6 protein-coding genes are annotated in these 6,091 nt (G+C 60.6%); 1 reads left to right on the forward strand and 5 read right to left on the reverse strand.

Annotated features, from left to right (window positions below):
- The 5 genes from WCA53_RS20260 to WCA53_RS20280 form a co-directional block, all read right to left on the reverse strand.
- Window positions 1-1,293: MFS transporter (locus WCA53_RS20260; protein WP_423914818.1), on the reverse strand; the 1,293-nt coding region annotated here is incomplete at its 3' end.
- A gap of 36 nt (window positions 1,294-1,329) precedes the next feature.
- Window positions 1,330-2,166: an NAD-dependent epimerase/dehydratase family protein gene (locus WCA53_RS20265; protein ID WP_423914820.1), complete on the reverse strand. Its 837-nt coding sequence runs from the start codon at window positions 2,164-2,166 to the stop codon at window positions 1,330-1,332.
- 658 nt (window positions 2,167-2,824) lie between these two features.
- Window positions 2,825-4,114 carry a type II toxin-antitoxin system HipA family toxin gene (locus WCA53_RS20270; RefSeq protein ID WP_423914825.1) on the reverse strand — a complete coding sequence of 430 codons (1,290 nt, stop codon included), beginning with the start codon at window positions 4,112-4,114 and terminating at the stop codon, window positions 2,825-2,827.
- Complete coding sequence (locus tag WCA53_RS20275; protein ID WP_423914830.1) at window positions 4,111-4,596, reverse strand: helix-turn-helix domain-containing protein; 486 nt, start codon at window positions 4,594-4,596, stop codon at window positions 4,111-4,113. Before WCA53_RS20275 ends, WCA53_RS20270 begins: the two co-directional genes overlap by 4 nt.
- A 120-nt stretch (window positions 4,597-4,716) precedes the next feature.
- On the reverse strand, window positions 4,717-5,280 hold the full coding sequence (locus WCA53_RS20280) for a TetR/AcrR family transcriptional regulator (protein ID WP_423914833.1): 564 nt from the start codon (window positions 5,278-5,280) through the stop codon (window positions 4,717-4,719).
- Between the two features lie 244 nt (window positions 5,281-5,524).
- Between WCA53_RS20280 and WCA53_RS20285 the strand changes: the two genes are divergently transcribed.
- A partial coding sequence (locus WCA53_RS20285) for an SDR family NAD(P)-dependent oxidoreductase (RefSeq protein ID WP_423914836.1) occupies window positions 5,525-6,091 on the forward strand: 567 nt, incomplete at its 3' end.

Here is a 6,091-nt window from a genome sequence, read left to right on the forward strand (position 1 = left end):
CTTAACCCCTGGGGTCGCCGCCACCCAAGGCTGCGCCCCGAGTATCCGATCCGAGCTCTTGGCCAGCACGCACACAACCACAGCCGCGATGAGGTCAAACACCGCCAAGACGACAAACAGCGGGCTGTAGCCGACTTGAGTGACCAACACGCCAAACAGTGCCGTAAACGCCGCAGCGCCCAGATATCCCGCCATGCCGCCCATGCCCGTGGCGGTGGCGACTTCGTTCTTGCCGAACATGTCCGCGGTGATGGCATAAAGCGCCCCAGACAATGTCTGGTGGGCAAAGCCGCCGACGCACAGCAGCGCAATCGCCGCATAGGGACTCGCGACCAGTCCAACGCATGCCGGCCCGATCATGCAGAGGGCTCCAACGACGAACACCAACTTGCGCGAGTTGAACAACGAGACCTTCGCGTACTTATGAAACAACGGACTGAGGTAACCGCCAAGCACGCAGCCGATGTCCGCCGCCAGGAACGGCATCCACGCGAACAGCGCGACTTCCTTCAGGTTCATGTGGCGCTCGGTCATCATGTACAACGGAATCCAGGCGTTGAAGGTTTGCCAGGCCGGCTCGGAAAGAATCCGGGGAATGCCGATCGCCCAGAAGTTGCGACTACCGAGCATTTGAGTCCACCTCAGCTTGGGGGCGCCGACATCGCTGAACTTCGCCTCCTGTCCGGCAAGGATGTAATCCCGCTCACCATCGCTCAGCAGCTTCTGGTCGCGCGGGTGCCGGTACAGCACCATCCACAGCACGCTCCAGGCAATGCCCAGCCCACCGACAATCAGGAAAGCCCATTGCCATTGCCCATGCAACAAGGCCCATACGACCAGCGGCGGCGCGAGCAGCGCGCCGACCGATGAGCCAATATTGAACCAGCCGATTGCCACCGAGCGCTCCTTGGCCGGGAACCACTCGGTCGTCGCCTTCACGCCGGCCGGGATGCCGGCCGCCTCGGTGAGGCCGAGCACTCCGCGAAAGAAGGCCAGGCTTTGCCAGCCCGTGGACCATGCTGCCGCGGCGCAGGCCAGGGACCAGGCCAGCGCGAAGCCCGCAAAGCCGATCTTGGTGCCGAGCGTGTCGAGCAAATAGCCCGCGACCGGCTGCATGAACGCATAGCACAACTGCCACGCAACCACGACATGCGAGTACTGCTCGGTGCTGATATGCAATTCCTTCATCAGCGTGGGTGCTGCCACTGACAGAGTGTTCCGCGCGAGGTAATTGATGATGAGCCCCGCCGCCACCAGGCTGACCATCCACCAGCGTATGCCTTTGATTTTCATTGCGTCGTCTCCTAATTCCTAATAATTCGTCGTCAATCAAATAGGCTGGCCGGCAGGAGCGATCGAACCGTCGCCCTCGATATCGCCGCGCGTGTAGTTAATCCCCACGAAGCCGCCGCCCTGGTAGCGTTGACCCAAAGCATCGAGCGGGTTCGGCCCTGCCAGCACCTCCGCCGCATAGACCTCGGCGTCCTGTGTCGGCTGGTAACCCAGGCGCTCCGCGCCGGTGTTATCCCACCAGCTGCGCTTGTTGGCCGAGACGCCCCAGACGACCATGAAGCCCACATCCGTCGCCTCGACGCAGCGGTCGAGGAAGTGCAGCAGGTCGGCGTGTCCGAACCAGGTACTCAAGTGCCTGGGCTCGGTCGGTCGTTCGACGCAACTGCCGATACGCACACAGATGCTCTCGATGCCATGCTTATCCCAATACATTCTTGCCAGTGCTTCGCCCCACACTTTGCTCAGGCCGTAAAAACCATCCGGACGCAACGCGCAGTCGAGGCCGAGATGTTCGGTGACCGGGTACATGCCGATCGCGTGGTTCGAGCTGGCGAACACCACACGCCGCACGCCGTGGCGCCGCGCGCCTTCATAAACCTCGACCAAGCCGCGCAGGTTGTTGTCGATGATCTCCGGCAGCGGGCGCTCCACGCTCGTGCCCGCGAAGTGGATCAGCACGTCCACGCCCTCCATCAGGCGATCCACGATGGCGGGGTCGCGCAGGTCGCCGTGCATCACGTCCTCTCCTTCCACCAGCGGAACCAGGGGACGAGAGCCTCCGGCCGAGCGCAAGGGGATGCCGCGTGCGATCAAGGCAGTCCGCACGACCGAGCCGAGCTGTCCGCCGGCTCCACTAAGGGCAATCTTTTTCATAAGGTTCCTTTGCAGCGCTGCGGGCCATTCAGCCGTGGTACAGCGCAGGGTGAGGCCCGGCGATACCGGGCTGCAGAGAGAACAGGCCGCCGACCTGCGAACCATGTGGAAAGAGCAGTCGGACCGCCCTTGGCATAGCAAGATGAGGTACGGCGCGCGTAGATCCGTCGGCCCGACGCGCGGCCTGTTTGGAACGGTGGCTCCGAAATCCATGAGCGCGCCCAATCAAACACTTTGCGATCAATTGTGTTACGTTGTGTTGTACGACAACGTACTATTACAGATGAAATAACCAATTTCAATTAGGCATTTACCCGTACCAAGTATGGGACATATGGCTAGACGGGGTTAAATGAACGGCGAAAATCTCATTTTTCTTTATATGATGTCGTATGACGACGGTTTCTTTATTGCCACGGATAGGTCGCTCCTCCTGTAGGCCCCCAGCTCGACCGCCGAGGTTGACCAAGATTGCGAACCTGAAATACAAAACGCCGCGCAAAGCGCGGCGTTTATTGGGTTTTCCGATAGGTGCAGAAAGGATGCGGCTAAGGGCGGACCTCCCACTCGATCTCGAGCAGCGGATTTTTCTGGTCGGAGGCCTGCCCATCCAGTTCCGTAGCCGCACCGCCGACCAAGTTGAAAAGTCTGATGTCGCTCATTTAATTTTCCTGTGCTCAGACGCTGAGAAAGCATCTGCGAGACGCCGTTGTTCCTGAGCGGAAATACCTAGCGAGTGGGCGATGATTCGCCACTGCGAAACCACCTGCTGCTGCTGTTCGATGATGTCGTTCGCATCTGCAACAGGCACCCGGAAATACGGCGCCACCGACCGCACCAGTTCCAGATCCATGGCGTTGTCGACCTCACTAATGTTGAGCTTCAGCCCATGTGCATTGGGCGTCGGGTTCATGTCGAATGCAGGGGACAGCCGCCATCCCCTGCCCGACTCAAGCAAGAAGCCGTGGTTGCGCAGATGGTCGTCGGTGTTGGAAACCAGCAGGTTGAAAACGATGCGAGACCACAATTCCCGCAGATCGGCATCCGTGCTCACGCCATCTGTCATCAACACCTGCGCAATTTCCAGGTAGCTGGCACCGGTTGAAGCGTCATCGCCATCCTGGTGGCCGGTCAGATTCATCGCTGAAGCGAAGTGCACGCGTCGGCCGTCGGGGGTGCGATCAAAGCGCTTGACCAGGAAGGTGTGATGCTGGCTGCCGAAGCGACGCACCAGCGCGTCGGGCACGTTCAGGCCGCACGCCTTGGCCAGGGTGTGCACAACCATTTCCCAGGCGCCCACGTCGTGCTCGTCGCGCACACTGGGAAACTTGGCGATCCACAAATGACCCTCTGGGTCGACAACGCTGGCCTTCGGGCGAGCCCCGCCCAGTGAACCGCCGGGAGCGATGAGCATGCGTAGCCATTCGTCGGCGTGGCTGTCAGTGTTGTTTTCGTCGCGCTCTAGCGCCAGGCTTGCCGCTTCCAGGGCGCGCAGTTGCACGAATGGCGGCGCGGCAATGTGGTGCTGATTGTCGAGGAAAGCGCCCTCTTCGTTGCGGCGAAAGCGCAGAGCACCGACGCGGTAGGTGTCGTGCACGCCGAGCAGGTAGTCGGACTCGTAGAGCCGGGACTTGGGGTCGACCAGGCCTGCACGCTGCGCCCGCTCCAGGCGCCGGCGCATCAGCAGGCGCCCCCAGTGGTCAGGGCTCGCGTCCGCGAAAGCGCCGAAGGTGTCCTGACCCTGCGCCGGGTACTGCCGACCCTCGAATAGGCCGAGTCGGGGATCAAGCCTGAGGTTGGCCACCTCCCGGCGCTTCAGGAAGGCAGAATCGAACTCAAAGTCGAGAATTTCCCTGGCTGCCGCACGGTGGGTATAGAGACGGCCCAGCAACACGGGGGCTGGCAGGCCAACCCAATCGCCGTGGACGGCAATAAAGGCGTCGCTCATCTGTCCCCCTGCTTTTTCTCGGCAGGTTTTCGGGTCTTGATGAGTGCGGCGAGCGTGTCGGCGCTGACGAAGTCGCTGCCGGGCGTCCAACCGGCGGCGTCACGCGATCGAGGGTCGGTGCCTGTTTCAACAGACGATGCGCCCGGTGCCGTCACTGACCCCTTTGGCCGAGTCTGCGCGGTGGGAGCAGCCTTGCGCGTCAAGGCCGCGTCCTGCAGATCCCGACCCAAGAGATCTTCCTTTAGCATTAGATCGAGATCCTGCTCGGCTCCCAAGACCTGCATCACCGATAGATAGGCACCGATCGTGACGCCCGAACTGCCACGCTCAAGGCTACGTAGTGTGACCGTGGTCATCCCTGCCCGTTCGGCCACTTGCTTCGCCGTCAGATGCCTGCGCAGACGAGCCAGGCGCAACCGGTCTCCGAACTGCTGCAAGCGCAGTTCGTTGATCGGAAGCAAGGGGGATGTTTTCTTGGCCATAAGGCCAATATTATTACTTTATCCCGCAAAAAAGGAAAGAATATTATCTCTTTCATTCCCGGCGAAACGGCACAGCACCGCCGCAAAATCCGGTTGGGGTCGATCTCCCGTCGAACAGACTCAGCCTTTCCGACTAAGCGCGGCCGCGACGATCGCGACCTGCACGCCAATCATTCGCCGCATGTCCGCGCCATCGCGGGCTATTTCCTTAAACCCCTTGATAGCAAACGCGATCGTCTGGGCCAGGTCCGCGGCTGCTATCCCGAGGCTCGAATCAGCGAGCGGCGCACTGACGATCTCCGTCAGCAATTCTTCGAACGCGGAATATCCATTGCAGACGGCCGCGAAACCCAGATCAAACATGTCTTTTGCGTCCGGATGCGCCTGTACCAACTCGAATCCCTCTGCTCCCCACGCCTCACAGGCATAGCGCAGCTTGGTTTCGAACCCACGATAACGAGGTAGTCGCCGGCGAATCTCGCTCAGCTTGTGAGACACCATCGCGTCAACGACTGCATGAAAGATCGCGTCCTTGTCCGGAAACGACAGATACAGCGTCGGTCGAGACAGGCCCGCCGCTTGGGCGATGTCTGCCATCGTCGTGCGTGCATAGCCGTATCGTAGAAATACACCTATCGCCGACTGGACCACCTGGTCACGGCGCGTTGAAGTTGTTTCGCTCATGACGGCAATTATGTCACATCGATAGCACGACACTTTGACGAAAACTGTCAAATGAACTACACTGAAATTGACACTTTTACCAATAATGTCAATTTGTAACGACCGTCCGCTGACTCGAAACATACACACGGCGTGTCCCAAAGTAGGGTTCATCACCGGTGCTTGAAGCTGGGAAGACGCTGCGAAGTCGCTGGAAAAACGTCTCGAAGGCCGCGCGGGGCGGCCGCAACTAAAGGAATTCACTATGTCTGATACTTCAATAATATGGCTGGTAACCGGCGCTGCGCGCGGCCTTGGGCGCCTCATCAGCGAGGCGGTACTTGTCGCGGGCGATCGTCTTGTTGCTGGCGCCCGCGATCCCGAACGCCTGGCGGATTTAGTCGAGCGCTATGGAGACCGGATTCGTCCCGTCGCACTCGATGTCACCGACGAGGCGGCCGCGCAACGCGCGGTCGACCACGCGCTCAATGCGTTTGGTCGCATCGACGTGCTGGTCAATAACGCGGGTTACGGCCACACCGCTCCGTTCGAGCAAATGACATCGAAAGATTTCCGCGATCAGGTGGAAACGAACCTGTTCGGCGTGGTCAACCTGACCCGCGCGGTGCTGCCAGTGATGCGTGAGCAGCGCGCTGGTTATATTTTCCAGGTGTCATCGGCGGGAGGACGCACGACGGCGCCAGGATTGTCCGCCTATCAGGCAGCGAAGTGGGCCGTCGGCGGCTTCAGCGACGTGGTCGCTAAGGAGGTGGGTCACTTGGGCATCCGCGTATGCACACTCGAACCTGGAGGGATGCGCACCGACTGGGCC

Source organism: Caballeronia sp., assembly GCF_049581465.1.
In the GTDB taxonomy this organism is placed as follows: Bacteria; Pseudomonadota; Gammaproteobacteria; order Burkholderiales; family Burkholderiaceae; genus Caballeronia.